The 25365-nt window shown below is 65.0% G+C and carries 23 protein-coding genes; 5 read left to right on the forward strand and 18 right to left on the reverse strand.

The genetic code is table 11. The features are described from left to right. Nucleotides 1-316 precede the first annotated feature (316 nt). Nucleotides 317-625 carry a DUF485 domain-containing protein gene (locus C8D04_RS10790; protein ID WP_116004850.1) on the forward strand — a complete coding sequence of 103 codons (309 nt, stop codon included), beginning with the start codon at nucleotides 317-319 and terminating at the stop codon, nucleotides 623-625. Then, nucleotides 622-2358 carry a cation acetate symporter gene (locus C8D04_RS10795; protein WP_116004851.1) on the forward strand — a complete coding sequence of 579 codons (1737 nt, stop codon included), beginning with the start codon at nucleotides 622-624 and terminating at the stop codon, nucleotides 2356-2358. Before C8D04_RS10790 ends, C8D04_RS10795 begins: the two co-directional genes overlap by 4 nt. Before the next feature lie 455 nt (nucleotides 2359-2813). On the opposite strand, the gene C8D04_RS10800 is transcribed toward C8D04_RS10795, so the two are convergent. The 11 genes from C8D04_RS10800 to C8D04_RS10855 form a co-directional block, all read right to left on the reverse strand. Beyond that, nucleotides 2814-4631, reverse strand: a complete 1818-nt coding sequence (locus C8D04_RS10800) for a DUF294 nucleotidyltransferase-like domain-containing protein (protein ID WP_116004852.1) — start codon at nucleotides 4629-4631, stop codon at nucleotides 2814-2816. A 46-nt stretch (nucleotides 4632-4677) separates the two neighbouring features. Then, nucleotides 4678-5319, reverse strand: a complete 642-nt coding sequence (locus C8D04_RS10805; protein WP_116004853.1) for a 2-hydroxychromene-2-carboxylate isomerase — start codon at nucleotides 5317-5319, stop codon at nucleotides 4678-4680. A gap of 115 nt (nucleotides 5320-5434) precedes the next feature. Continuing rightward, entirely contained in the window at nucleotides 5435-5704 is a 270-nt protein-coding gene (locus tag C8D04_RS10810; protein ID WP_116004854.1) for a DUF1289 domain-containing protein, read from the reverse strand. Then, nucleotides 5701-6207, reverse strand: a complete 507-nt coding sequence (locus tag C8D04_RS10815; protein WP_116004855.1) for a YbaK/EbsC family protein — start codon at nucleotides 6205-6207, stop codon at nucleotides 5701-5703. The genes C8D04_RS10810 and C8D04_RS10815 overlap by 4 nt, the downstream gene beginning before the upstream one ends. Nucleotides 6208-6212: 5 nt before the next feature. Beyond that, entirely contained in the window at nucleotides 6213-7121 is a 909-nt protein-coding gene (locus C8D04_RS10820; protein WP_116004856.1) for a hydroxymethylglutaryl-CoA lyase, read from the reverse strand. A 32-nt stretch (nucleotides 7122-7153) separates the two neighbouring features. After that, the gene (locus C8D04_RS10825; protein ID WP_116004857.1) at nucleotides 7154-8074 is read right to left on the reverse strand and encodes a glyoxylate/hydroxypyruvate reductase A; all 921 of its coding nucleotides are present in this window, start codon (nucleotides 8072-8074) and stop codon (nucleotides 7154-7156) included. A 35-nt stretch (nucleotides 8075-8109) separates the two neighbouring features. After that, nucleotides 8110-10131 carry an acetyl/propionyl/methylcrotonyl-CoA carboxylase subunit alpha gene (locus tag C8D04_RS10830; protein ID WP_116004858.1) on the reverse strand — a complete coding sequence of 674 codons (2022 nt, stop codon included), beginning with the start codon at nucleotides 10129-10131 and terminating at the stop codon, nucleotides 8110-8112. A 115-nt stretch (nucleotides 10132-10246) separates the two neighbouring features. Beyond that, a complete protein-coding gene (locus tag C8D04_RS10835; protein WP_116006140.1) occupies nucleotides 10247-10966 on the reverse strand; it encodes a DUF4126 domain-containing protein in 720 nt (239 codons plus the stop codon). Nucleotides 10967-11135: 169 nt separating this feature from the next. Next, nucleotides 11136-11921, reverse strand: coding sequence for an enoyl-CoA hydratase/isomerase family protein (locus C8D04_RS10845; protein WP_116004859.1), 786 nt, complete (start codon nucleotides 11919-11921; stop codon nucleotides 11136-11138). Then, nucleotides 11918-12427 (reverse strand): DinB family protein, encoded by a 510-nt coding sequence (locus C8D04_RS10850; RefSeq protein WP_116004860.1) that lies wholly within the window; start codon nucleotides 12425-12427, stop codon nucleotides 11918-11920. Before C8D04_RS10850 ends, C8D04_RS10845 begins: the two co-directional genes overlap by 4 nt. Nucleotides 12428-12445: 18 nt before the next feature. Next, nucleotides 12446-14053, reverse strand: coding sequence for a carboxyl transferase domain-containing protein (locus C8D04_RS10855; RefSeq protein ID WP_116004861.1), 1608 nt, complete (start codon nucleotides 14051-14053; stop codon nucleotides 12446-12448). Nucleotides 14054-14279: 226 nt separating this feature from the next. Between C8D04_RS10855 and C8D04_RS10860 the strand changes: the two genes are divergently transcribed. Further along, nucleotides 14280-15269, forward strand: coding sequence for an AraC family transcriptional regulator (locus C8D04_RS10860; RefSeq protein ID WP_116004862.1), 990 nt, complete (start codon nucleotides 14280-14282; stop codon nucleotides 15267-15269). Between the two features lie 327 nt (nucleotides 15270-15596). Further along, a complete protein-coding gene (locus tag C8D04_RS10865) occupies nucleotides 15597-18761 on the forward strand; it encodes an EAL domain-containing protein (protein ID WP_116004863.1) in 3165 nt (1054 codons plus the stop codon). Here C8D04_RS10865 and C8D04_RS10870 read toward each other — a convergent pair. Genes C8D04_RS10870 through C8D04_RS10880 form a run of 3 tightly spaced genes read right to left on the reverse strand, consistent with a single transcriptional unit; the run spans nucleotide 18751 to nucleotide 20583 of the window. Then, nucleotides 18751-19419: an HAD family phosphatase gene (locus tag C8D04_RS10870; protein WP_116004864.1), complete on the reverse strand. Its 669-nt coding sequence runs from the start codon at nucleotides 19417-19419 to the stop codon at nucleotides 18751-18753. The genes C8D04_RS10865 and C8D04_RS10870 overlap by 11 nt on opposite strands. Before the next feature lie 43 nt (nucleotides 19420-19462). Next, nucleotides 19463-19882 (reverse strand): YchJ family metal-binding protein, encoded by a 420-nt coding sequence (locus tag C8D04_RS10875; protein WP_116004865.1) that lies wholly within the window; start codon nucleotides 19880-19882, stop codon nucleotides 19463-19465. Nucleotides 19883-19887: 5 nt separating this feature from the next. After that, complete coding sequence (locus C8D04_RS10880; protein ID WP_116004866.1) at nucleotides 19888-20583, reverse strand: DUF4197 domain-containing protein; 696 nt, start codon at nucleotides 20581-20583, stop codon at nucleotides 19888-19890. Nucleotides 20584-20700: 117 nt separating this feature from the next. On the opposite strand from C8D04_RS10880, the gene C8D04_RS10885 reads away from it, so the two are divergent. Further along, nucleotides 20701-21189: a YetF domain-containing protein gene (locus C8D04_RS10885; protein WP_116004867.1), complete on the forward strand. Its 489-nt coding sequence runs from the start codon at nucleotides 20701-20703 to the stop codon at nucleotides 21187-21189. Between the two features lie 60 nt (nucleotides 21190-21249). Here C8D04_RS10885 and C8D04_RS10890 read toward each other — a convergent pair whose 3' ends face one another. From C8D04_RS10890 to C8D04_RS10905, 4 genes are all read right to left on the reverse strand, one after another. Next, nucleotides 21250-22038, reverse strand: a complete 789-nt coding sequence (locus C8D04_RS10890; RefSeq protein WP_116004868.1) for an alpha/beta hydrolase — start codon at nucleotides 22036-22038, stop codon at nucleotides 21250-21252. Between the two features lie 202 nt (nucleotides 22039-22240). Continuing rightward, entirely contained in the window at nucleotides 22241-23371 is a 1131-nt protein-coding gene (locus C8D04_RS10895; RefSeq protein WP_116004869.1) for an acyl-CoA dehydrogenase family protein, read from the reverse strand. 34 nt (nucleotides 23372-23405) lie between these two features. After that, nucleotides 23406-24074, reverse strand: a complete 669-nt coding sequence (locus C8D04_RS10900; RefSeq protein ID WP_116004870.1) for an SDR family oxidoreductase — start codon at nucleotides 24072-24074, stop codon at nucleotides 23406-23408. 76 nt (nucleotides 24075-24150) lie between these two features. Further along, nucleotides 24151-25344, reverse strand: a complete 1194-nt coding sequence (locus tag C8D04_RS10905) for an acetyl-CoA C-acyltransferase (RefSeq protein WP_116004871.1) — start codon at nucleotides 25342-25344, stop codon at nucleotides 24151-24153. Between the last annotated feature and the right edge of the window lie 21 nt (nucleotides 25345-25365).

The following is a 25365-nucleotide window of genomic DNA, read 5'->3' on the forward strand; positions in this document are numbered from 1 at the left end:
ATGCACGCACTATCGACTCCAGTGCTAACGCCGCACTTACACGGTTCTTGCAGAACTTGACAGCAAACTGCCGCGGTACTTACAAGCTAGGTAGTAACCCGTTATTGCAGTTTCTCCATGCGGAAATTCGAGCCCTGGATCGGTCATGGAAGGCGCGCAAAAACCGATCAGCCAATGGCCTGCAAAGGCTCTCCAGGCGGGCATGTGCGGCACCGCGTAAGCACTTGGTCAGCACCGTTTGCAGAATCAGAACCGGTGCGCAGCGCGTCTTCTGATTTTTCAGCAGCTCCGCATCGATTCCCTCAGAAAGACAACCATGAACGATCCTGTGGTCACCAAAGTCCAAAACCACCCCAAGTACCTGGAGTTGCGCACCAAACGCAACCGCTTGGGCATTTTTCTCACACTGCTGATGCTGCTCGTGTACTACGGCTACATCGCGCTGATCGCATTTGACAAACAGTTTCTTGCGCAACCCATCGGGGCGGGTGTGACCTCGCTGGGCATTCCCATTGGCATGGGCGTGATCGTTTTCACCATCGTGATCACCGGGATCTATGTGCGCCGTGCCAACGGCGAATTTGATGCTCTGACCAAAGACATCCTGAAAGACGCAAGCAAATGAACACCCTTCACACACACCGGGCCAGCTTGCTGGTGCTGCTGGCCTTGCTGGCCACGGGTGCCGCACATGCCGCCGGGGCCGACCTGGGCCAAGCGGCCAAACAGGCCACCAACTGGACAGCCATCGGCATGTTTGGCGCCTTTGTCGCCGGCACGCTCTGGATCACCAAGTGGGCCGCTGCAAAAACCAAGTCAGCGTCCGACTTCTACACGGCGGGCGGCGGCATCACCGGATTCCAGAACGGCCTGGCCATTGCGGGCGACTACATGTCGGCCGCTTCGTTCCTGGGCATTTCCGCAGCGGTCATGGCCTCGGGCTATGACGGGCTGATCTATTCCATCGGCTTCCTGGTGGGCTGGCCCATCATCACCTTCCTGATGGCCGAGCGCCTGCGCAACCTGGGCAAGTTCACCTTTGCCGACGTGGCGGGTTACCGCTTCCAGCAGGGCCCCATCCGCGCGTTTGCGGCGTCAGGCACGCTGGTGGTTGTGGCCTTTTACCTGATCGCACAAATGGTCGGCGCGGGCCAGCTCATCAAGCTGCTGTTTGGCTTGGAATACTGGATGGCGGTGGTCATCGTCGGCGCACTGATGATGGTCTACGTGCTGTTCGGCGGCATGACCGCCACCACCTGGGTGCAGATCATCAAGGCCTGCCTGCTGCTGGCGGGCGTGACCTTCATGGCCTTCATGGTGCTGTCCCACTACGGCTTCAGCCCCGAGGCCTTGTTTGCCGATGGCGTCAAAGTACGCACGGCCATTGCCGCCAACACCGGCAAGACGCCGGAAGAAGCGGCCAAGGCGGGTCTGTCCATCATGGGCCCAGGGGGCTTCATCAAGGACCCCATCTCGGCCATCTCGTTCGGCATGGCGCTGATGTTCGGCACGGCAGGTTTGCCGCACATCCTGATGCGCTTCTTCACCGTGCCCGATGCCAAGCAGGCGCGCAAGTCGGTGCTGTGGGCCACGACCTGGATTGGTTACTTCTACGTGCTGATCTTCATCATCGGCTTTGGCGCCATCACCATGGTGCTGACCAACCCCGAGATGGCAGACGTCGTCAAGGGTGTCATCCACGGCGGCGCGGGTACGGCCAACATGGCGGCAGTGCTGGTGGCCAAGTCGGTCGGCGGCAACGTGTTCTACGGTTTTATCTCTGCCGTGGCGTTTGCCACCATCCTGGCCGTGGTGGCAGGCCTGACGCTTTCGGGCGCCTCGGCCGTGTCGCACGACATCTACGCCACGCTGATCAAAAAGGGCAAGGCCGACAGCGCCTCGGAGTTGAAGGTTTCGCGTATCACCACCCTGTGCCTGGGTGTGGTGGCGGTGGTTCTGGGCATTGCCTTTGAAAAGCAGAACATCGCCTTCATGGTGTCGCTGGCGTTCGCCGTCGCGGCTTCGGCCAACTTTCCTGTGCTGTTCCTCTCGGTGCTGTGGAAGAACTGCACCACGCGCGGCGCGGTGATTGGCGGCTTCCTTGGCCTGATCTCGTCGGTGGGCCTGACCATCGTCTCGCCCTCGGTGTGGGAAGGCACGCTGGGGAACCCCGCCGGTTCGGCCTGGTTCCCGTACACCTCGCCCGCGCTGTTCTCGATGACCATCGGTTTCGTCGGCATCTGGCTCTTCTCGATCACCGACAAGAGCGCCAACGCAGCGCGCGAACGCGCCGCCTTCCCGGCACAGCAAGTGCGCTCGGAAACCGGCCTGGGCGCCTCCGGCGCATCGGGCCACTGACAGACGATGGGGCGCAAGCCCTTGGCGTGGCGGCCTGGCCGCTGCGCCCACCACGACCGGGCCTTGCACCCGGTTTTTTTGCTCTTATTTTTATAGCTATTAGCGCTTACCCAATAAGCTCTTGAAGCAAATTTTTCCGACATCAAAGCCTGCGCCGCTCGCGACCCTTCTGGCTGCGCCAGCCAGCTCATTCTGTTTCTAAATCATTCGTGTCTAGGAGTCTGTCGGACTTGGCAATCGTCGGCTGCGAATCGACCGCAGCGGTCCATTTTTCACCGTCTTTTTACCCCATAGCCGGGCTATGGGGCTGCAAATCCGGCAAAAACTGTCCTCGCTGGGGCCGATTCTCGCTTTCGACGCTCCAAGCCCGACAGACTCCTAGGCGCGAAGCCTACGATCAGTGCTGTGGCACGGCAAGGCGAAGCAACAACGACACGGATGGTTTAGAAATGGAATCACAGCAAGTCCAGCCGCAAACGCTGGTGCAGCAACGCCTTGAAGCGCTTGACCACGGCTAGCGCATCCTTGAGCAGATCACGCTCCAGGCTGCTCAGAAGCTGCGGGTCTACGTTGCCTGTGACAGTGCGGTGGGTGTCGATTTCAGCCAGCCCCGCCTGCAGGCGCAGCCCCATCAGGAAGTGCAGGCTCTGCATCAGCTCCTGACCCAGCGCGGCGTCCAGCGTTCCATCGGCCACGAGGGCGGCCACCCGCTCGGCGGTTCCGGTGGCGGCCACCTGCCGCACCAATGCCAGGCTGCGCACGCCATGCACGATGGGGAAGATGCCCGCCTTCTTCAAGTTGATCTGGCGGGCCTCGTGGCCCAGGCCCAGAAGGCGGGTCCACCAGCCAGCGGCACCGCCAAACTGCTCCACGGCAGACGCAAAACGCGCGACCAGGGCGTCGTTGTCCGTGGCCACCGCCATCAGGCCGCGGCGCACCTGATCCAGCAAAGTGCCGTCACCGGCCACGGCATGCGCGTCCAGAAAGATGGCCAGGTTCATCAGACTGTCGGCCTCGGGCAGCAGCAGCCACTGGCGGGCGCGCTGTGTGAATTCGCTGGCCGTGCCGCGCCAGGCGGGGTTGTTGAGCATGATGTGCCCAGGACATTCGGGGTAGCCAAAGCGCGCCAGTACATCGGAATAGCGCTGGCAGATCGCCTGCAGATCGGGCGGCGGGCTGTAACCGTCGCGCAGCAGGAGACCGTTGTCCTGGTCGGTCTTGAGCAATTGCTCACCACGGCCCTCGCTGCCCATCACCAGCAGGCAGCTGTGGACCACCAGTTCGGCTGGTGCGACCATGGCCCAGGCACGTTCGAACAGGCGGGCATTGAGCTGCTGCACCAGTTTGGCCATGAGGCCGATGCGCGTCCCGCTGCGGTACAGCGCCCCGATCAGCCGCGTGATCTGCCCGGCCGCCTGGGCCAGGGTTTCCAGATCCGGGGCTTGCTCGATCTGCACCGTGATCAGGTGCGAGTGGTTGGCCAGGAAACTGAACAGGTCCAGCGCCTCCAGAATGCCCAGCACCTGCGCGCCCTCGCCCAGCACCACGAGGCGGTGTACGCGCACACGCAGCAACAGCGCCATGGCGTCACCCAGCGTGTCGGACGCGCGCACGGTAACCACCGGGCTGCTGGCGAGTTCGCCCACGGCCAGTTCGGTCAGCGGACGCCCATCCAGAATGGCGCGCTGCAGCGTGGTGTTGGTGAAAATGCCCAGCCCGCCCGCCAGCCCGGTGACCAGCACGCTGGTGGTGCGCTGCGCCTGAAACAGCTGTACCACCGTGACGATGTCGCAGTCTGCGCCCACCGTATGCGCCGGGCGCAAATAGGCTTCGTCCACGCGGGCCAGGGTGAGCGACTGGCGCTGGTGCTGGTCTGGCCGCTGTGCGAGCACGCTGAGCTTGTGCCCGATATCGGAAAAAAGCAGCGCGCCAAAGGTGGTGTTGCGCGCGATCAGCTCGTTGACCGCCTCGCGCGCAAGCTGGTAGGCGACCACCTCCCCGGTGGCCACGAAACGACTGCTGGCGCGCCCTGCAACCAGGCCGCGCCCGTCAAAGCTGTCGTCGGGGCCATAGGTGGCCAGCACTTCGTCCCCCTCGGTCTGCGTGACATAGCCCTTGATGAGGATGAACAGATGGGTGGGCACCGCCCCCACCTCCAGCACCACGGCACCTTCAGGGAAATAGGCAATGTCCACGCTGGCGCGCACCAGGCGCTGCTCGTCCGCGGTCAGGCAGTCAAAGGGCGAGGCTGAAAAGTGAAAAGCATTGGGCATGGCAGGCAGTCACGGGCGGCGCCACAGAGCACTGCGGCCCTGCCATTCAACCCGGCAGGCCTTGCGCCACGCTTGCAGCCGCGTCCCAGTGGGTGTCGAACCAGGTGTCACCCTCCAGGTAGGCGCGCAGCATGGGCAGACTGTCGTAGCCCCAGAAGACTTTGCCATCGACCTCCAACGCGGGCACGCCGAACACACCGCACGCAGCGGCGGCATCGGTATTGCTGCGCAGCAGCGCCTTGGCCCGTGCGCCGTCGCTATCGTCGGGCTGCAACTGGGGCGCCAGCTCGGCGGCGAGCTGCGTCAGGCGCTGCGCATCCAGCGCATCGTGCCCGCCCTGCCAGACATGGCGCAGCACCGTACCCGCCACAAAGCGGTTGATGCTGCCGTCCCGGCTGCAGGCCAGCGCCTGGCGCAGCAGGGGGAGCGGGTTGAACGGATGGCGCGCGGGCATGTGCGTATCCACCCCCAGCGAATGGCCCAGCCACATCGCGTGGCGGTAGGTCCAGTCGCGCTTGGGGGCAATGCCTGCAGGCCCAGGATTGCCATGTTTCTGCAGCAAGGCGCCGAGCAGCACCGGGCGGTATTCGACGCTGTAGCTCAGGCCTTCCAGGACATCGGGCAGGCGCTCAAAGGCGAGCCAGGCGTAGGGCGAGACAAAGTCCAGGTGGAAAACGATGTGCTTCATGGGTCACTCCTCGTGTCAATTTTTCATGGCGTTGGCTTCCCGCGCACTGCGTATGAAACCGGCACGGCCCAGGCCAGCGGCCACCGCGCAAGGGCCGCCCCGCTGCGCTGGCGCCTCAGGGGATTGCGTCATTGCACGGAGGGAAAGGCATCCCTGCGCGCTGCGCAAGCCGCGCCCAGATCGCCATGCGCTGGTCGCCATCCGCCAGCGACCATGCGCGGATTTCTGCCACCGTGCGAAAGCACCCTTCACAGAGGCCCCCATCTGGCGCCATGCGGCACACCGAGATGCAAGGCGAAGGCACCACCTCATCAGAATTTTGATCAAAATAGCCTGCAGCGCCCAACAGGCGAGCGCGAGCAGCTATTGCTTCTGTAGCATTCATGATCTGACCGGCTCCTGCACCACATCCATCACTGGCGCGCCCGTCAGCCGCTGCAGATCGCCGGGGTACAGCGGGAACACGCCATGCGGGTGCCCGGCTGCCGCCCACACCACATCAAAGCGCAACAGGTCCCGGTCGATCAGCGTGACAGGCGGCGTGGCGTGCGCGACGGGTGAAACACCACCGATCGAGAACCCCGTGCGCGTTTTTACAAATTCGGCATCGGCCCGGCCGATCTTGCCCACCTGGGCCTCGACCTTTTTCTCGTCCACGCGCCGGTCGCCCGAAGCGATCACCAGCACCGCCGCATCGTCACTCTTGCGGCGAAAGATGATGCTCTTGGCCACCTGGCCCACCAGGATGCCCAACACATCGGCCGCCTGCTGCGCCGTGCGGCAGGCATCGTCCAGCATGCGGGGCGCATGTGGGTGCCCTGCCGCCTGCAGCGCCATCGCAACGCGCTGCACGCCTTCGGGCAGGTTTTTCAATTCAGATCCACACATGCCGGTCAACCTGCGCGCTTGTTCAGCAGCGCCGTTGCCGCACGCGAGTGGGGTTTACGGCCCAAAAAGCCGCTGATGTAAGCCCCGGCGTCGATGAGCTTGTCCAGATCAATACCCGTCTCAATGCCCATGCCATGCAGCATGTACACCACGTCCTCGGTGGCCACATTGCCCGTGGCGCCCTTGGCATAGGGACAGCCGCCCAGGCCCGCCACGGAGGACTGGAAGTTCCAGACGCCCAGCTCCAGCGCCGCCAGCGTGTTCGACAGCGCCTGGCCGTAGGTGTCGTGGAAGTGGCCCGATACCTCATCGATGGCAAAGTGCGCCAGCGCCGCCTCGATGGCGCGCTGCACCTTGCGCGGCGTGCCCACACCAATGGTGTCGGCCACATCCACGCGCTGAACACCAATGCCTTTGAGCAGCCCCGCCAGATACGCCACGCGCTCGGGGGCAATGTCGCCTTCGTACGGGCAACCCACAGTGCAGCTCATGGCGCCGCGCACTGCAATGCCTGCGGCCAGCGCGGCCTCAACCACCGGCGCAAAGCGCTCGATGCTCTCGGCAATGCTGCAGTTGATGTTTTTCTGGCTGAAGGCCTCGCTGGCCGAGCCGAAGACGACGATTTCGTCGGGCTGGTCCCGCAGCGCGGCTTCAAAACCTTGGAGATTGGGCGTGAGCACCGAGTAGCGCACGCCGCTCTGGCGCTGCACGCCCTGCATGACCGCGTGGTTGTCGGCCATCTGCGGCACCCACTTGGGCGAGACGTAGCTGGTGACCTCGATCTCTTGCAGGCCGGCTGCTTGCAGGCGGTGCACCAGCTCGATCTTGACTTCGGCCGGTACGGGGGATTTCTCGTTCTGCAGGCCGTCGCGCGGACCGACATCGATGAGTTTGACGCGGGAGGGAATATTCATCACAAGACTCTCAAGATAAAAAATCAGGCGGCTCAATAGCCACGCACAGGGTCCACGATACCGCCAATGGATTCACCACGCTCCAACGCGCCGATCTTGCCCACAATCTGCGCGATGCTCTCGCCGCGCAGGGTGCGTGCCGAGGTGTGCGGCGTCAGCGTGATGCGGGGGTGGCCCCAGAACGGGTGGTGAGCAGGCAGCGGCTCGGTGCGGAACACATCCAGCGTGGCGCCAGCGAGATGGCCGCTGTCCAGCAGCGCCAGCAAGTCGTCGTCCACCAGGTGCGCGCCGCGCGCCACGTTGATGACATAGCCACCGGCCTGCAGACGCGACAGGGTGCCCTGGTTCAGGATGTTTTCCGTCTCGGGCGTGAGCGGCAGCAGGTTCACCAGCACGCGGCTGGCGGACAGAAAATCGTTCATGCCTGCGGCGCCACCAAAGGTGCGCACGCCGTCGATGGCCCTGGGGCTTCGGCTCCAGCCGTTGACCGGAAAATCGAAGTGTGCGAGCGCTTTGGCCACCCGCTCGCCCAGCACGCCCAGGCCCATCACGCCGATGGGGAAATCCTGGCGCAGGCGCGGCTTGCGAAAGGCCCATTGGCCCGCGTGCATGGCAGCTTCGTAGGCATCGAATTCACGAAAATGGCGAATGACGGCATGACAGACGTACTCGGCCATCTGCACGGCCATGCCCGCATCGTCCAGCCGCACCACCAGGGCGTTCGGCGGCAAACGCAGCTTGAGCAGCGCGTCCACTCCCGCACCGATATTGAACAAGGCCTTGAGGCCCCGTTGTTCGTCCAGAAACGGCTGGGGCGGCGCCCAGACCACTGCGTAATCGGCGCAGGGCGCACCGGGCTGCCAGAGGCTGATGGCCGCGCCCGGCAGCGCGGCCTGCAGGCCCTGCAACCAGGGCTGCGGCGCAATCCCGGTACAGCAGAAGGTAATGTTCATGCCAAGAGCCTACCGCGCCCGCTGCCACCGTGCATTTATGCGGCGGCCAGCTTGAGCAGCTCGGACCCTTCTGTCACCTGGTCGCCCGGGGCGTAGAGCAGCTCGGCCACGACACCATCCTGCGGTGCGGCGATGGTGTGCTCCATTTTCATGGCCTCCATCACGGCCAGGGCCTGGCCCTTGGTGACCTTGTCGCCCGCCTGCACGGCAAACGACACCACCTTGCCCGGCATGGGCGCGGTCAGGCGGCCGCCCTCCTGCTGGGTTTCTCCGGCATGGGCGAGCAGGTCAATTTCGATGATTTCGGTCGCCCCGTGCGCCGCAAAGATGTGCTCCGTCTCGCCCTGGGCGTAGACGCTGACGGTACGGCGTTGGTCGGCAAACTGCAGGTCGATGCACTCGGCGCCCTGCGCCTTAAACGCCAATGACCCCGCCACCTGGTCCGCACCCTCGCCCACGGCCAGATGCAGCGCGCCATCGTGCTGGTAGGTCAGTAGCGCCTGGGCAGGTTCGCCATGGAAGTCAAACGCAAAGCGGCGCTGCACCAGGCCGTGCGAGCGCCAGCCATCGCGGCGGCTGAAGGGGTCGGCGCCCGACTGGGCCGCTTCGGTCAGCAGCGTTTGCGCCACCGCTGAGGCCACCGCCAGCGCCAGACCAATGGGTTCCTGATGGAACAGCACCGCCTCTTCGCGCGGAATCAGGCCAGTATCAAGCTGGGCCTTGGCAAACGAATCGGTGCGCGCCACACGGCGCAAAAACTGCACGTTGGTGGCCAGGCCCACGATATGGGTCTGCGCCAGCGCCTCGTCGAGCCGCGCCAGCGCCTGTTCGCGCGTGTCGCCATGCACGATGAGCTTGGCCACCATGGAGTCGTAGAACGGGCTGATGGCGTCGCCGCGCCGCACGCCGGAATCGACACGCACTGCGCCGCGCTCGAAGGTCACGCAGTCGGGCAAGCCATAGACATGGAGCGTGCCCGTGGCGGGCAGGAAGTTGTTGTCGGGGTTCTCCGCGCAGATGCGCGCCTCGATGGCGTGGCCGGTGATCTTGAGCTGGTCTTGCAGGCACGGCAGCGGCTCGCCCGAAGCCACGCGCAGTTGCCACTCCACCAGGTCCTGGCCGGTGATGGCTTCGGTGACAGGGTGCTCGACCTGCAGGCGGGTGTTCATTTCCATGAAGAAGAACTTCATCTGCTCGGGGTGCTCGTAGCCACCGGGCTGCTCGACGATGAATTCCACCGTGCCTGCGCCCACGTAGTTCACCGCACGTGCTGCCGCCACTGCGGCCTCACCCATGCGCGCGCGCAGCTCGGACGTCATGCCGGGCGCCGGGGCTTCTTCCAGCACCTTCTGGTGGCGGCGCTGCACCGAGCAATCACGCTCGAACAGGTACACATAGTTGCCCAGCGTATCGCCAAACACCTGGATTTCGATATGGCGTGGGCGCTGCACGTATTTTTCAATCAGCACGGCATCGTCGCCAAAGCTGTTGATGGCTTCGCGCTTGCAGCTGGCGAGGGCTGCGGCAAAGTCTTCTGACTTGTCCACGGCGCGCATTCCTTTGCCGCCGCCGCCCGCGCTGGCCTTGATGAGCACCGGGTAGCCAATACGGTCGGCCTCACGCTGCAGCAAAGCGGGGTCCTGGTCGGCGCCGTGGTAGCCGGGCACCAGGGGCACACCGGCCTTTTCCATGAGCTGCTTGGATTCGGCCTTGAGGCCCATGTCCTTGATGGCCGAGGGCGGCGGGCCGATGAAGACCAGGCCCGCGTCCTGGCAGGCCTGCGCGAACTCTTCGTTCTCGGAGAGGAACCCGTAACCGGGGTGGATGGCCTGTGCGCCCGTGGCCTTGGCCGCCTCCAGGATGCGTTCCCAGCACAGGTAGCTGTCCTTGGGGGCGCTGCCGCCGATGTGCACGGCCTCGTCGCACACGGCGACATGCTTGGCATTGGCGTCGGCGTCGGAATAGACGGCAACGGTCTTGACGCCCATGCGGCGTGCTGTAGCGGCCACTCGGCAGGCGATTTCACCGCGGTTTGCGATCAGGATCTTTTTAAACATGGCAGTTCTCCGCGTTGAAATCGCCTGCGCACGCTGCGCGTGCCAAGCAATTTGTTGAAACGGCCGCTACGCAGCCGTTTTCGCCGCGGTTAGCAATCAGGATTTTGGTAAACATTTAGGCCACTCCAGGAGAACCAGAAAAGAAACGGGACACGCGGCCGATCACCGCACGCAGAAACGAAAACAGCAGCACCAGCAACAGTGCCGACACGATGAGCATGAGCACCAGCGCCACGCCAAACCACAGCGGGTACTGCGTGGCGAGCCAGACCACGGCCACCACCAGGCCGTCTTCCAGGAAGGACAGCCCCCAGTTGGAAAACGGCTCGGGCGAGGTGTTGACCGCTGCGCGCGTGGTCATCTTGGTCGCCAGCGCCGTGGCCGAGAGCGAGCCGCCGAGCAGGCCGGCGGCCACGGCCATGGTGGCGTTGTCGGCACCGAACACGCCAGCGGCCAGCAGGGCCCCAGCGGGCACGCGGATGACGGCGTGCAGGACATCCCAGGCACTGTCGAGCCATGGCACCTTGTCGGCGAAGAATTCGACCAGCAGCATGAACCCGCTGACGATCAGCACCGCCGGGTGCTGCAATACATGCAGCCCGGACGGCAAGACCAGCCAGCCCGCCGCACCCATGCCGCCCACCAGAAACACCACGGCATAAAGCCGGAAACCACTGGCCCAGCCCAGCGCGGCTGCCAGCGCCAGCAGGCCCGGCATGTCCAGCTGCGCCGTGGCACGCGCCGCACCCTCGGCCACGCTGCGCGCCGCGCCCGCGTCCACATGCAGCCCCACGGTGTGGAGCCACTGGACGATGGCGAGCCAGAGTTGGTCCATGGTCGTCATCCACTGGGCTGCGCATCGTTCGTGGCCATGCCACCACGCACTGCCGAGGCCAGCGGCCGCCGCGCAAGGGCCGCCCCGCCGCGTTGGCGGCGTCCCCCCTCCCGCGTCGCGCAGCGAGGCGAGAGAGGGGGGAAGGCGCGCAGCGCCACAGGGGGGTGTCTCATGCCACCCACGCGGGTTTGCGCTTTTGCAGGAAGGACTGCACGCCCTCCTTGCCTTCGTTGCTGGCGCGAATATCGGCAATGCCCTGCACCGTGGCAGCAATCAGGCTGGCGTTGATCTCGCGCTCGGCCACCTCCATCACCAGCTTCTTGCACGCGCGCACGGCGTTGGGGCTGGCGCTGGTCAGCTGCTTGAGCAACTCATCGACCTTGGCGTCGAGCTGGTCGACAGTCACCACCTCATGCACAAAGCCGATGCGCAAGGCTTCGGCCGCACCAAAGCGCTCGGCAGTGAGGAAATAGCGGTGCGCGGCGCGTGCGCCCATGGCACGGATCACATACGGGCTGATGGTGGCCGGAATCAGGCCCAGCTTCACTTCGCTGAGGCAGAAACCCGCCGTGTCCACCGCCACGGCCATGTCGCACGCGGCCACCAGGCCCATGCCGCCCGCGTACACGTCGCCCTGCACGCGGGCTATTGTTGGCTTGGGGCATTCGTAGATCACGCGCAGCATCTCGGCCAGCTTGCCCGCATCCTGGATGTTTTCATCGCGCGTGTAGTCGGCCATGCGGCGCATCCAGTTCAGGTTGGCACCGGCGCAGAAGGCCGGGCCTTCAGCCGCCAGAACCACAGCGCGCACATCAGCGCGGCTGCCTACCTCGGTGAAGGCGGCGGTGATTTCGGCGATGACCTCATCACTGAACGCGTTGCGAATCTCGGGCTGCGTGAGCGTGATGCGCGCCACGGTGCCGGTCTGGGTGATGGAAAGGTTTTGGCTGCTCATGGCTTGGACGGGTTTTGCAGGAAGTAGACAAGGTCCAGCTCGGGGCAAGGCTGGCCCAGCGCAGTCAATGCGGCGGTGATCTGGCCCCGGTGGTGCGTGCCGTGGTTGAACACATGCGCCAGCGTGGCCGCAAACGGTAGCGATGCCGCTGTGCCGCGCATGGTGGTGTAGTCGAGCGTGCCGCTCCAGCGGTCCGGCTTGAACGAGGCTATCAGCGGCGTCCAGCGGGCCGCGCCCTCGCGCAGCCGGGCATCCAACTGCGCACGGTCGCTCTCCAGCTCGGCGTCCAGCGCCACCTTGGGCGAGATGCCGTCGGCAAAGCGCACGAACCACAGGTGGTGCTCGCCCACCAGCAGGTGGTTGAGCGTTCCGTGGATGCTTTTGAAGAACAGGCCCACATCGCGCCGATAGGCCTCTTCCGGCAGCGCCCGCACGGCATCGAGCAGGCGCGCCGTGGCCCACACGTTGTAGCGTGCAAGCTGGGTGAAATGGGCAACAGCGTCCATGGCAGCTCCCTGTGGGGGTTACATGCGGAACAGGCCGAACTTGGTGTCTTCGATCGGCGCATTGCGCGTGGCCGCCAGGCCCAGCGCCAGCACGCGGCGGGTGTCGGCCGGGTCGATCACGCCGTCGTCCCACAGGCGGGCGGTGGCGTAGTAGGGGTGGCCCTGGTCTTCGTACTGGCGGCGGATGGGGGCCTTGAAGGCTTCTTCTTCCTCCATGCTCCACTGGCCGCCTTTCAGCTCGATGCCGTCGCGCTTGACGGTGGCGAGCACGCCAGCGGCCTGGTCACCCCCCATCACGCTGATGCGTGCGTTCGGCCACATCCAGAGAAAGCGGGGCGAGTAGGCGCGGCCGCACATGCCGTAATTGCCCGCGCCAAAGCTGCCGCCGATGATGATGGTGAACTTCGGAACACTCGCCGTGGCCACGGCCGTGACCATCTTGGCGCCGTTGCGCGCGATGCCTTCGTTCTCGTACTTGCGGCCCACCATGAAGCCGGTGATGTTCTGCAGGAACACCAGCGGAATCTTGCGCTGGCAGCACAACTCGATGAAGTGCGTGGCCTTGAGCGCGCTTTCAGAAAACAGGATGCCGTTGTTGGCGATGATGCCCACCTGCATGCCTTCGATGCGTGCAAAGCCGGTCACCAGCGTGGTGCCGTAGCGCGCCTTGAACTCGTCGAACTCGCTGCCATCGACGATGCGGGCGATGATTTCGCGCACATCAAAAGGCTTGCGCGTATCCACCGGGATCACGCCATACAGCTCTTCTGCTGCAAATTGAGGAGCTATTGGCGCACTGTCTGCGGGCGCTGGAGCCTTGTTTTTATTCAAATTCTTGATCGCCATGCGTGCCAGCTTGAGGGCATGCATGTCGTTTTGCGCCAGATGGTCGGCCACACCGGACAGGCGCGTATGCACGTCGCCACCGCCCAGGTCTTCGGCTGTCACAACCTCGCCCGTGGCGGCTTTGACCAGCGGCGGGCCGCCCAGGAAGATGGTGCCCTGGTTCTTCACGATGATGGATTCGTCGCTCATCGCGGGCACGTAGGCGCCGCCCGCCGTGCAACTGCCCATGACCACGGCGATCTGCGCGATGCCCTGCGCGCTCATGTTCGCCTGGTTGAAGAAGATGCGGCCGAAGTGATCGCGGTCGGGAAACACCTCATCCTGGTTGGGCAGGTTCGCGCCGCCCGAGTCCACCAGGTAAATACAGGGCAGATGGTTCTGCTGCGCCACTTCCTGGGCGCGCAGGTGCTTCTTGACGGTGAGGGGGTAGTAGGTGCCGCCTTTCACGGTGGCGTCGTTGCAGACGATCATGCAATCGACACCGCTCACACGCCCGATGCCTGCGATGATGCCCGCGCCGGGGGCGTCGTTGTTGTACATGTTCAGCGCGGCCAGCGGCGCCAGCTCCAGGAAGGGCGTGCCCGGGTCGAGCAGCATCTGCACGCGCTCGCGCGGCAGCAGCTTGCCGCGCGCCACATGCTTGGCGCGTGCGGCCTCGCCGCCGCCCTCGAAGGTGCGGGCAATGTGGGCGTTCAGGTCTTCGACCAGCGTGCGCATGGCGGCGGCGTTGGTCAGAAAATCGGACGAACGGGCGTTCAGTTGGGTCTGCAAAACGGGCATGGAGGGTCTTTCCGGAGTGCGGGGAAGGTGGGGCCGGACGCTACAGCGTCATGCGTGCCACGAAGGTCTACCCCGAGAATACGCTGCCCACTGGCAGAGGGGTTGCCAGCGTGGTTGCAAATCACGCCACATTTGCGGCAAACTCTCTGGCGTGAACCTGCCCCCCCCCTCCCGCCCTCTTGCCCTGGCCCAACCCGCACTGCCCTCGGGACCTGCCGCTACGCCAATGGCCTTTGTGCAAGCCATTGTGCTGGCCTGCCAGCGCGCCGGCGTGGAGGCCGAAGCTTTGCTCCAGCAGGCACAAATTACGCCACAGGAAGTGGAAAACCCCGAGGCCCGCGTCACCGCCTGGCAGTTCGAGCGCCTCTCGGGCCTGGCCATGCAGGCGCTGGACGACGAAGCCCTGGGGTGGTTCAGCCGCCGCCTGCCCTGGGGCAGTTACGGCATGCTGGCGCGCGCCTCCATCAGCTCGCCCACATTGGGCGTGGCGCTGCAGCGCTGGTGCAGGCACCATGGGCTGCTGCAGGATGACATCACCCTGCGCCTGGACAGCATGGGGGACACGGCCACGCTATCGCTCGTCACGCACCGCGACCTTCAGCCACTGCACGAGTTTTGCCTGGTATCGGTGCTGCGCAACGCCCATGGGCTGGCCTGCTGGCTGATCGATTCGCGCATTCCGCTGCAAGGCTCGCAGTTTCCGCTGGCACGGCCTGCGCACCATGGCGCCTATGGCGTACTTTTCCCGGGCCCGGTGCGCTTTGACACGGGGCCCGCCGCCTTCATGTTCGATGCGCGCTACCTGGCGCTGCCCTTGCAGCGCGACGAGGCCGCCTTGCGCGTGATGCTGCAGCGCGCACTGCCGCTGACCGTGCTGCAGTACCGGCGCGACCGCCTGCTGGTGCAGCGCGTACGCCAGGCCTTGGCCAACCAGCCACTGGAGGCACACAACGCCGAAAGCCTGTCAGCACTGCTCCACCTGTCTGCGCGCACCCTGCACCGCCAGTTGAAGGAGGAAGGCGCCTCGCTCCAGGCACTGAAAAACGAAGTACGGCGCCAGCGCGCCACCGAGTTGCTGCTGCGCACACAGCGCCCGATCAAACAGGTCGCGCAGGCCGCAGGCTTCCAGAACGAGAAGAGCTTTATCCGGGCCTTCAGGCTCTGGACCGGGCACACCCCGGCCGAATGGCGCCAGCACAACAGCATGCCGGCGTGATGCCGGTGGAGCCCGGCCCGGCGGCCTGCCCCCCCCACCACGGCGTGCAGATTTGCAACGGCCTTTTTTGCCGCCCCACGCGCCAAGACGTTCCCCTTTACACTTTGGAACGAATACGCATAACCCCCTTGGAATCTACGGCATGGCCCGTACCCACCTGCGCAGCCGCGTCCTACGCTGAATGCTGTAACGGCCCGCCAGAAGTTTGCCAGGGGAGCGGTGCGCAACCTATGACCCCGAGCCAAAGGAATTGCGTTACGACCTCTCCCGTGTTGAACCAGGCTCCTGCGCTGCGCAACACCCGCGACCTTTTCCGCGCATACCCCCATGCAAGCCCCGCTCCGCACCCATTTGCTGCTGCCGCTTCTGGCACTGACGGTGCCCCTGGCCGCGCTGCTGGGCTATGGCGCCTACCGTGACACGACCGAGGCCCGTAGCCAGGCGCTGAATGCACAGCGATCCTTGTCCGCCATCGTTGCCGCCGATGTGGGCCGCAAGATCGAACATGCCCGCACAACCCTGTTGAGCATGGCCTCCAGCCCCCGGATTCGCGGCCTGGACGCTGCGCAGTGCAACTCCGTCCTGGCCGAACTGCATGCGCTGACACCGGACTTTCCCAACCTGCTGCTCACCGACCGGCAGGGCCGGTTGGTCTGCTCGGCCGTACCGACACCGCACAGCCCGGTGCCGCTTGCGGACGATCCTGGCTGGCTCCAGACCCTGACGAGCACACAGAACTTTCACATCGGCCCACCCCACCCCAGCCCGGTGAGCGGCCACTGGGTTTCGATTTTGAGCATGCCCGTGCGCGATGCCCAGGGCGTGGTGGACGGGGCGGTGCACTTGCCCATGGAACTGCGGGCGCTGGACATGGCCCTCTGGACCCCGAACCTGCCCGCAGACAGCCGCTATGGCATCTTTGATGCCCAAGGTGTTTTGCTCTGGCGCAACCAGGACCCTGAGGCCGCCATTGGCACGCAGCCCGACTGGGAAATGGCGCGCCGCATCTCGGCCTCCAAGAACGGCGTTTTCGAAGGCCCGGGCCTGGAAGGCACCGTGCGCTTTTATGCCACCACGAAAATCCCGCAAACGGGCTGGGTGGCGTACTTCGGACTGCCCAGCGCCACTATCACGGCCGAGGTTCGCCAGCGGGCCATCACCACCGCTGCGGCGGGCGCGCTCATCGTCCTGGCACTGAGCCTGCTGGCCATCGCACTGGCACGCCGCATCGAGCAACCGGTGCGCAGCCTGGCCGAGGCGGCGCGCGCCTTCAGCCGGGGCGACCGGCAAGCCTATGCACAGCCCCAGGGCCCGACCGAGCTGGCGGACCTGGCCCGCGACTTCAACACCATGGTGGCCGACCGGCTGCAAGCGGAAACCCAGCTGCAAGCCCAGCGCCAGCAACTCCAGGCAGCCAAGGACCGGCTCGACCTGGCCATGCACATCGCACGCATGGGCCTGTGGACCTGGGATTTGCGCACCGGCATGGTCCAGGGCGACGACACACTGGTCCAGATTTTTGGTGACCAAGACTCCGAGCAACGGCCGATGTCCATCGAAGAATGGCGCGGCCGCACGCACCCTGAAGACCTGGCAGCCCTCGGCCCACCCCTGGCCGCCTGCCTCAAAGGTGAGACGGAGCAGTTTGAAGTGGCACAGCGCGTTCGGCACCACGATGGCCACTGGCTTTGGGGCCTGTGGCGTGGCCGCGTCACAGAGCGCGACGCCCAGGGACGGGGCATCGCGATGATGGGCTCGTTCCACGACATCACCGAGCAGCGACAGGCGCATGAACGCCTGCAACTGGCCGCCAGCGTGTTCACCCACGCCCGCGAGGGCATCACCATCACCGACACGCGCGGCACCATCATTGATGTGAACGACACGTTCACACGCATCACCGGCTACTCCCGAGAAGAAGCCATTGGCAACAACCCGCGCATGCTGCAGTCGGGCCGCCAGGGGCCCGAGTTTTATGCCTCCATGTGGCAAAGCCTGACGGAACACGGGCACTGGACGGGCGAGGTGTGGAACCGCCGGAAAAACGGCGAACTGTTTGCCGAAATCATCACCATCAGCGCCGTACGCAACCCGCTGGGTGCAACAACGCACTATGTGGCGCTCTTCACCGACATCACCTCCATCAAGGAAAACGAGCGCAAGCTCGAACGCATTGCGCACTACGACGCGCTGACCGGCCTGCCCAACCGGGTGCTGCTGGCCGACCGCCTGCAGCAAACCATGGCACGTTGCCAGCGCAAGGGGCATTCGCTGGCCGTGGCCTTCATCGACCTGGACGGTTTCAAGGCCGTCAACGACCTGCATGGCCACGAGCGCGGCGATGATCTGCTCGTCGCGCTGGCGCAGCGCCTGCAATCGTCCTTGCGCGAAGGCGACACCCTTTCGCGCATGGGTGGCGACGAATTTGTGGCTGTGCTCTCCGACCTGGAACACGTGCGTGACTGCGAACCCGTGCTGGAGCGCATGCTGCGCGCCGCCGCCGACCCGGTGCGCCTGGGCGACCAGCTCTTCCAGGTTTCGGCCAGCATTGGCATCACCCTGTTTCCCGCCGACGGCGTGGCGCCAGACCTTCTCATCCGCCATGCCGACCAGGCCATGTACCAGGCCAAGCAGGCTGGCAAGAACCGTTACCACCTGTTCGATGTGGAGCAGGACACGGCCGTGAAGACGCAGCGCGAGGAAATCGCGCGCCTGCGCCGGGCGTTGGCCGAGCAAGAATTCGTGCTGCACTACCAGCCCAAAGTCAACATGCGCACCGGCCAGGTGATCGGGGCCGAGGCCCTGATCCGCTGGAGCCACCCGGAACGCGGTCTGCTGCTACCGGCCGCTTTTCTGCCGGCGATGCAAGACCACGCCATCACCCAGGATGTGGGCGACTGGGTGATTGCCACAGCCCTGCGCCAGATGGCCGACTGGCAGGCGCAGGGGCTGAGCCTGCCGGTCAGCGTGAACATTGACGCCCAGCATCTGCAAAAAGAAGGCTTCAGCCATCGCCTGGCAGCCTTGCTGGCCGAGCAGCCCCAGGTACCACCCAGCCTCCTGGAACTGGAAATCCTGGAGACCAGCGCACTGGAAGACATCGCAGAAGTGTCCGCCATCATGCACCGCTGCCAAGCGATGGGCGTGCGCTTTGCGCTGGACGACTTTGGCACAGGCTACTCGTCACTCACCTACCTCAAACGCCTGGGCGCCGAGGTCATCAAGATCGACCAGAGTTTTGTGCGCGACATGCAGACCGACCCCGACGACCTGGCCATCGTCCAGGGCGTGATCGGCCTGGCCCACGCCTTTCACCGCGAAGTGATAGCCGAAGGCGTGGAGACCATTGCCCACGGCACGCTGCTGCTGCCCCTGGGCTGTGAACGCGCACAAGGCTACGGCATTGCGCGCCCCATGCCCGCCAGCGAACTGCCGCACTGGGTGCAGCACTGGAAACCCGACCACGCCTGGACGGCGGCATTCAGCCTGTGACCAGCAGCCCCGGCAACTCATTCATGTGCGCCATGACCTGCACCGCCCCAGCGGCGCGTAAGGCCTCGGGCGTGCCATGCCCCACGGGCGACGGGCTGTAGCCCACCACGGTAGCGCCCGCGGCCACTCCGGCGGTCACGCCGGTCACTGTGTCTTCCACCACCAGGCAGCGCGCAGGCGGCACCCCCAGGGCGGCGGCGGCCGCCAGGTAGACGTCGGGTGCGGGCTTGGTGGCCGGCATTTCGTGGCCGCTGAAAATACGCCCGGCAAAGTACGGCGCCAGGCCCACCTTCTGCAGCTGCATTTCCACCTTGAACCGGTCGGCCCCCGAGGCACAGGCAATGCGCCCACCCAATGCGGCGTGCACCGCCTGCACGGCGGCCACGGCGCCATCAATGGCCAACAATTCGGCATCAAGCCGCGCATTGCGGCGTGCGTAAAAATCAGCCATCCAGGCATCGGTGAGCGGTTGGCCGGTGTGGGCCTCGATGCGGGCCGCCTCGCTGCGCACGGTTTTGCCAATGAAGAGGCGCATGCACTCTTCACTGGAGAGCGCCCAGCCCGCCTCGCCCAGCATGGCGCACAGCACGCCGTTGGTGATGGGTTCGCTGTCGACCAGAACGCCGTCGCAGTCGAACAAGATTGCTTCAAATTTCATAGCTGTTAGCGCTTATCCATAAAGCGCTGGAGGGTGTTTTTCTTCAAAATTGATAGCCATCCACGTAGTACCAGCGCCCGGCCTCGCGCACAAAGCGGCTGCGTTCATGCAGGCGCACGGCGCTACCCGCCACACGGTAGCGGGCGACGAATTCGACCTCGGCCTGGTCTGGCCCGGTGCTACGGTGGGCGCGCACTTCCAGTCCCAGCCAGCGTGCGCCGGGATCAAAGTCCAGCACCGCCGGGCGCTCGGGCGCATGCCAGGTGGCCTGCAAGTAGTCGGCCCGCTCCCGCACAAAGGCGCTGTAGCGCGAACGCATGAGCAACTCGGCATCGGGCGCAGGGCAGGTCTCAAAGTGGTCGATATAGCGCCCGCAGCAGTCGTCAAAGGCCAGCGGCACATGCCGTGACGACAGATGGCCACAGGGGCAGACCCCTGGTTTTTTGGGCAATGCGGGTGGCATCGCGATCAGCGCAGCGCGCCAAACACCTTCTGCACGATGGCACTGCCGTTGCCCAGGGGGTTCTGGCGAATCTTTTTTTCTTCCTCGCCAATCATCCGGTACAGGCCATCGAGCGTCTTGCCTGTGACGTACTGGGACAGATTGGCGTCTTCCTTGCTCATCAAGCCAAAGCTGGAAGCCTTGCTGGCAAAGGCGTTGTACTTCTGGGTCAGGCCCACCTGCTCGGTGGCCTGCGTGACCACAGGCAGAAAGCGCTCGCCAAGGGGCAGGCGCGTTTTTTCCGCAAAAAACTCGGTGACCGAGGTGTCTCCGCCGGTGAGAATTTTGCGCGCATCGGTCACCGACATGTCCTGCACGGCGCTCACCAGCAAATCCTTGCCCATGGGCACGGCCGCCTCGGCAGCCCGGTTGATGGTGGTCACCAACTCATCAATACGCTTGCCCTGGCCCAATTTGCGCAACAGCTTGGCGGCATCTTCCAGGGCGCCCGGCAGCGGGATGCGCACCAGAGGGTTGCCCAAGAAGCCATCGCTGCGCCCCAGCAGGGCCACGGCAGCACTGGCGCCCTGGCCCAGCGCGGCCTTCAACCCGCTGCTGGCGTCGGCACTGGAGAGGTCGCCCAGCGTCAGTGCGTGCGCCTGGCGCAGGGCGGCCAGGCACAGAATGCTGGCAGTAGCCTGGTGGAAAGTACGGCGCAACATGGAGAAATCCTTTCGATGGGGCTGCAGGGGGGCTTGCCCGATTCTTGCAGATGTCGCTTTGGCGCGTGTTGACGCTCTAAACTGCCCCTGCGGCACCGGTCCGCAAGGAGATGCTTCATGTGGAATCTGAGCGTGCCATGGTGGGAATTTGTACTGCGCGGTGTGGTGGTGTACCTGTTTCTACTGGTTTTCCTGCGCCTGACGGGCAAACGGCAGACCGGGCAGTACGCACCGTTCGATCTGGTGCTGCTGCTGATTTTGTCCAACGCCGTGCAGAACTCGATGAATGCCGGAGACGACTCACTGATCGGCGGGCTGATCTCGGCCAGCACGCTGATCAGTTGCCATGTCGCGCTGTCGCACCTCACTTACCGTTTTCGCCGGCTCGAACGCCTGATTGACGGACGCCCGCGGGTGCTGGTGCAAGACGGCAAGGTGGACGAAGTACTGATGCAGAGCGAACGGATTTCCCCCAGCGACCTGGCGGCCGCCTTGCGCGCGGGCGGCTGCCTGCACGCGCACGAGGTGGCCCGCGCCACGATCGAGGTCAACGGGCAAATCACGGTGGTGCTGCGGCCCACATCCCTTTCGCCCGGCCTGTCATAAACCGGGCGCAGGCCGACCGGCGCGGGCATGGACCCAGCCGACGACGACCTGCAGCGGTGTTTACAAGCGGCCCAAAAACGCCTTCAAGGCGGCATTCACGGGCTCGGGGTGTGTGAGGTTGCTGGCGTGCCCGCCGTCCGGCACCACCACCATCTGCGCGTGGGGCAAGGCGTCGGCCATGGCCTGGGCTCTTTGCAGATCAATCGCATGGTCGAGCGCGCCATGCACCACCAGCGCGGGTACGGTAATGGCGCGGATGCGCTCGCTGATGTCGTCGCGGCTGCCCAGGGTGGTAAAGCACTGCAGCAGGTTGGGCACGGTCACCTGCTTCCACTTGGCTTGCCACAGCGGCGCGTCGGCCCAGCCGTCGCCCAGGATGGTGTGCGCCACCACCGCCGCAATCTCGTCAGACAGCCCACCCTCCAGCCAGGCCTTTACCAGCACCTCATGGCCTGCCATTTTTTGCGGATCTTCCTGCAGCGCCTGCGTGTCGATCAGCACCAGCGCACGCACCAGTTCGGGGTGCGTGAGCGCGCAGCGCAGCGACAGATAGCCACCCTGCGACATGCCGGCCAGCACGGCTTTGTGCACGCTCAGGTGCGCCAGCAGCGCCGCCAGGTCGTTGGCCGAGTCGTAGTAGGTAAAGGGGTCGCAGTGTGCCGGATTGGCCGTCTGGCCATGGCCACGCTCGTCCCAAGTGATGCAGCGCCACTGGCCGCGCAAGGCCTGCACTTGCGGTGCAAACATGCTGCTGTCCATGAGCAGCCCGTGGGAGAAAACGATGACCGGGCCGTCTCCGCCCGTGTCTTCGTAATACAACTTCTGGCCATTGACGTGCGCGAAAGGCATGCGGTGCTCCTGTACAGCGATAAACAAGCGCCGATCGTAAGAACACCCCGCCCCCGCGCGCAACGGGCGCGACCCGCACAAGGGGCCCAACAGAGTCACCTGGGCGTCAGGCGGCCTCGTAGAATACCGGAAAAATTCGGATATTTTTTGCCTCTAGCGCTTATCCATCAAGCGCAAGAAGCTACAAATACAGGAGCAATCTTCAGGCCAGCGCGCGCTGGATGATGATTTTCTGCACGTCGCTCGTGCCTTCGTAGATCTGGCACACACGCACGTCGCGGTAGATGCGTTCGACCGGGAAGTCGCTCACCACGCCGTAGCCGCCCAGCGACTGGATGGCGGCGCTGCACACGCGCTCGGCCATCTCGCTGGCAAAGAGCTTGGCCATGGCAGCTTCCTTCAGGCAGGGCTTACCTGCATCGCGCAGCGCGGCGGCATGCCAGATGAGCTGGCGCGCGGCCTCGATCTGCGTGGCGCAGTCGGCCAGGCGAAAACCCACGGCCTGGTGATTGAAAATGGCCGTGCCAAAACTCTCCCGCTCCTTGGAATACGCCAGCGCCGCGTCGAACGCACTGCGCGCCATGCCCACGCTTTGCGCGGCGATGCCGATGCGTCCGCCCTCCAGGGCACCCAGTGCGATCTTGTAGCCCTCGCCCTCGGCGCCGATCAGGTTCTCCGCCGGGACGCGGCAGTGGTCGAAGTTGATCTGCGCCGTGTCGCTGGAATGCTGGCCGAGCTTGTCTTCAATCCGCGCCACCACATAGCCGGGGTTGCTGGTGGGCACGAGGAAGGCGCTCATGCCTTTTTTACCCGCGCCCTTGTCGGTCACGGCGATGACGATGGCCACATGGCCGTTCTTGCCGCTGGTGATGAATTGCTTGACGCCGTTGATGACGTATTCGTCGCCGTCCTTCACCGCCGTGGTGCGCAGGGCCGAAGCGTCTGAGCCCACATGCGGCTCGGTCAGGCAGAACGCCCCCAGCATCTGGCCCTGCGCCAGCGGCGTGAGCCAATCGCGCTTTTGCTGGGCGTTGCCGTAGCGCATGAGAATGGCGTTGACGGGGCAGTTGGTGACACTGATGGCGGTGCTGGTGCCGCCGTCGCCCGCCGCGATTTCTTCGAGCACCAGAGCGAGTGTGAGGTAATCGAGCTGCGCGCCGCCAAACTCTTCGGGCACGCAGATGCCATAGGCACCGAGCGCCGCCAGTCCCTGGTGCACATCTTTGGGGAAATGGTGTTCCTTGTCCCAACGCGCGGCGTGGGGTGCGATCTGCTCTTGTGCAAAATCGCGCACCGCGTCACGGATCATTTCCTGGTCTTGGGTCAGCAACATCGGGCGGGTCTCCAGTTTGGGGATTTAGAAATATTTACCAATGCGCAGCGCGGCGCCCGTCGTGGTGCAACAGCTGGCCCTTGTCGGCCGCCGTGAGGTGGGACAGCGTCTGGCGCATGCCGCGCACGCTGGTCTCGACCGTGAGGGGCGCTGTCTCGCCGCCCATGTCGGTTTGTACCCAGCCAGGGTCGATGGTGACCAGCGCGGCGCCGGGGTAGTCGTGCTGCGCTGCGGCTACGGCCATGTTGAGCGCAGCCTTGCTGGTGCGGTACAGCCAGGCGCTGCTCTCGCCCACGCTGCCAATCTGCGACATCGACGACGACAGGAAAGCGAACACGCCGCCCGCAGCCTCCACCAGCGGAGCCACCTGCGGGATGGCCTGCATGGCGCCGAGCACATTGGTGTGCATGACCGCATCAAAGTCCTGCTGCGTGGGTGGTGTGTGGGCGCCGGGGCGGCGCATCACGCCGGCCACGTAGAACGCCAGGTCAAGCTTCTCGCCGTCGAGCTGCCAGGCCAGGCCGCTGACGCTGGCAGGGTTGGCAACATCGACGGTCAACGCCTCGGCGCCCAGCGCCTGCACGCGCGCGCGCCCGGCGTCGTCACGCACGGTGGCAATCACGCGGCAGCCTTCGGCGGCGTACTGGCGCACCAGTTCGAGGCCGATGCCCCGCGATGCGCCCATGACAAGGAGTGTCGTCATTGATATTGAGTGTTTTTGGCCTCTAGCGCCCATCCATCAAGCGCGAGCAGCTATCAATTTATTCAAGACCCATCACTTACAGCAGTTCCAGCGCAACGGCTGTCGCTTCGCCACCGCCGATGCACAACGTGGCCAGGCCTTTCTTCAGGCCGCGCGCCTGCAGTGCGTACATGAGCGTCACCATGATGCGCGCACCACTGGCACCAATGGGGTGGCCCAATGCGCAGGCACCGCCGTTGACGTTGACCTTGTCGTGCGACAGATCCAACTCTGTCATCAGCGCCATGGGCACCACGGCAAAGGCTTCGTTGATTTCCCACAGATCGACATCGCCCGCATTCCAGCCCGCTTTGGCCAAGGCCTTTTGCGTGGCGCCCAAGGGGGCGGTGGCAAACCATTCGGGTTCTTGCGCGTGCGTGGCGTGGCTGACGATGCGCGCCAGCGGCTTGCAGCCGAGTTTTGCGGCGGTGGACTGGCGCATCATGACCAGCGCAGCGGCACCGTCGTTGATGGACGAGCTGGACGCGGCGGTAATCGTCCCGTCCTTCTTGAAGGCAGGCTTGAGGCTGGGGATTTTGTCCAGCTTGACCTTGCCCGGGCCTTCGTCCACCGACACCACCACTTCGCCCGCACGGGTCTTGACGGTGACGGGGGTGATTTCAGCAGCAAAGGCACCCGATGCCGTGGCGGCCTTGGCACGCTCGACGCTGGCTGTGGCGAAGGCGTCCTGCTGGGCACGGGTGAAACCGTATTTTGCGGCGCAGTCTTCGCCAAAGGTGCCCATGGAGCGGCCGGGTTCGTAAGCGTCTTCCAGGCCGTCGAGCATCATGTGGTCGAAGATGCGGTCGTGGCCCAGGCGGTAGCCGCCACGGCCTTTTTGCAGCAGGTAGGGGGCATTGGTCATGCTTTCCATCCCCCCGGCGACCATGACCTCATGCGAACCGGCCAGCAACATGTCGTGCGCAAACATCGCAGCCTTCATGCCAGAGCCACACATTTTGCTCAGCGTCACGGCACCGGCTTCTTTGGGCAGACCGCCCTTGAAGGCGGCCTGGCGTGCAGGTGCCTGGCCCTGGCCAGCCATCAGGCAGTTGCCAAACAGTACTTCGCCCACCTGGTCGGGCGACACCCCTGCACGTGCGACAGCAGCAGCAATGGCGGCGCCGCCCAGGTCATGCGCCGCGAGGGCCGAAAAATCGCCCTGGAAAGACCCCATGGGGGTGCGCGCTGCGCCGACGATGACGATGGGGTCCTGGGATGGTGTAGTCATGTAAATCACTCCTGAATGAAA

This window comes from Simplicispira sp. 125 (assembly GCF_003096555.1).
In the GTDB taxonomy this organism is placed as follows: Bacteria; Pseudomonadota; Gammaproteobacteria; order Burkholderiales; family Burkholderiaceae_C; genus Simplicispira.

What these genes read in the sequence shown, in the direction of transcription:
- C8D04_RS10790 (WP_116004850.1), top strand. Translation starts at nt 317, where the DNA reads ATGAACGATCCTGTGGTCACCAAAGTCCAAAACCACCCCAAGTACCTG.
- C8D04_RS10795 (WP_116004851.1), top strand. Translation starts at nt 622, where the DNA reads ATGAACACCCTTCACACACACCGGGCCAGCTTGCTGGTGCTGCTGGCC.
- C8D04_RS10800 (WP_116004852.1), bottom strand. Translation starts at nt 4,631, where the DNA reads ATGCCCAATGCTTTTCACTTTTCAGCCTCGCCCTTTGACTGCCTGACC.
- C8D04_RS10805 (WP_116004853.1), bottom strand. Translation starts at nt 5,319, where the DNA reads ATGAAGCACATCGTTTTCCACCTGGACTTTGTCTCGCCCTACGCCTGG.
- C8D04_RS10810 (WP_116004854.1), bottom strand. Translation starts at nt 5,704, where the DNA reads ATGAATGCTACAGAAGCAATAGCTGCTCGCGCTCGCCTGTTGGGCGCT.
- C8D04_RS10815 (WP_116004855.1), bottom strand. Translation starts at nt 6,207, where the DNA reads ATGTGTGGATCTGAATTGAAAAACCTGCCCGAAGGCGTGCAGCGCGTT.
- C8D04_RS10820 (WP_116004856.1), bottom strand. Translation starts at nt 7,121, where the DNA reads ATGAATATTCCCTCCCGCGTCAAACTCATCGATGTCGGTCCGCGCGAC.
- C8D04_RS10825 (WP_116004857.1), bottom strand. Translation starts at nt 8,074, where the DNA reads ATGAACATTACCTTCTGCTGTACCGGGATTGCGCCGCAGCCCTGGTTG.
- C8D04_RS10830 (WP_116004858.1), bottom strand. Translation starts at nt 10,131, where the DNA reads ATGTTTAAAAAGATCCTGATCGCAAACCGCGGTGAAATCGCCTGCCGA.
- C8D04_RS10835 (WP_116006140.1), bottom strand. Translation starts at nt 10,966, where the DNA reads ATGGACCAACTCTGGCTCGCCATCGTCCAGTGGCTCCACACCGTGGGG.
- C8D04_RS10845 (WP_116004859.1), bottom strand. Translation starts at nt 11,921, where the DNA reads ATGAGCAGCCAAAACCTTTCCATCACCCAGACCGGCACCGTGGCGCGC.
- C8D04_RS10850 (WP_116004860.1), bottom strand. Translation starts at nt 12,427, where the DNA reads ATGGACGCTGTTGCCCATTTCACCCAGCTTGCACGCTACAACGTGTGG.
- C8D04_RS10855 (WP_116004861.1), bottom strand. Translation starts at nt 14,053, where the DNA reads ATGCCCGTTTTGCAGACCCAACTGAACGCCCGTTCGTCCGATTTTCTG.
- C8D04_RS10860 (WP_116004862.1), top strand. Translation starts at nt 14,280, where the DNA reads ATGGCCTTTGTGCAAGCCATTGTGCTGGCCTGCCAGCGCGCCGGCGTG.
- C8D04_RS10865 (WP_116004863.1), top strand. Translation starts at nt 15,597, where the DNA reads ATGCAAGCCCCGCTCCGCACCCATTTGCTGCTGCCGCTTCTGGCACTG.
- C8D04_RS10870 (WP_116004864.1), bottom strand. Translation starts at nt 19,419, where the DNA reads ATGAAATTTGAAGCAATCTTGTTCGACTGCGACGGCGTTCTGGTCGAC.
- C8D04_RS10875 (WP_116004865.1), bottom strand. Translation starts at nt 19,882, where the DNA reads ATGCCACCCGCATTGCCCAAAAAACCAGGGGTCTGCCCCTGTGGCCAT.
- C8D04_RS10880 (WP_116004866.1), bottom strand. Translation starts at nt 20,583, where the DNA reads ATGTTGCGCCGTACTTTCCACCAGGCTACTGCCAGCATTCTGTGCCTG.
- C8D04_RS10885 (WP_116004867.1), top strand. Translation starts at nt 20,701, where the DNA reads ATGTGGAATCTGAGCGTGCCATGGTGGGAATTTGTACTGCGCGGTGTG.
- C8D04_RS10890 (WP_116004868.1), bottom strand. Translation starts at nt 22,038, where the DNA reads ATGCCTTTCGCGCACGTCAATGGCCAGAAGTTGTATTACGAAGACACG.
- C8D04_RS10895 (WP_116004869.1), bottom strand. Translation starts at nt 23,371, where the DNA reads ATGTTGCTGACCCAAGACCAGGAAATGATCCGTGACGCGGTGCGCGAT.
- C8D04_RS10900 (WP_116004870.1), bottom strand. Translation starts at nt 24,074, where the DNA reads ATGACGACACTCCTTGTCATGGGCGCATCGCGGGGCATCGGCCTCGAA.
- C8D04_RS10905 (WP_116004871.1), bottom strand. Translation starts at nt 25,344, where the DNA reads ATGACTACACCATCCCAGGACCCCATCGTCATCGTCGGCGCAGCGCGC.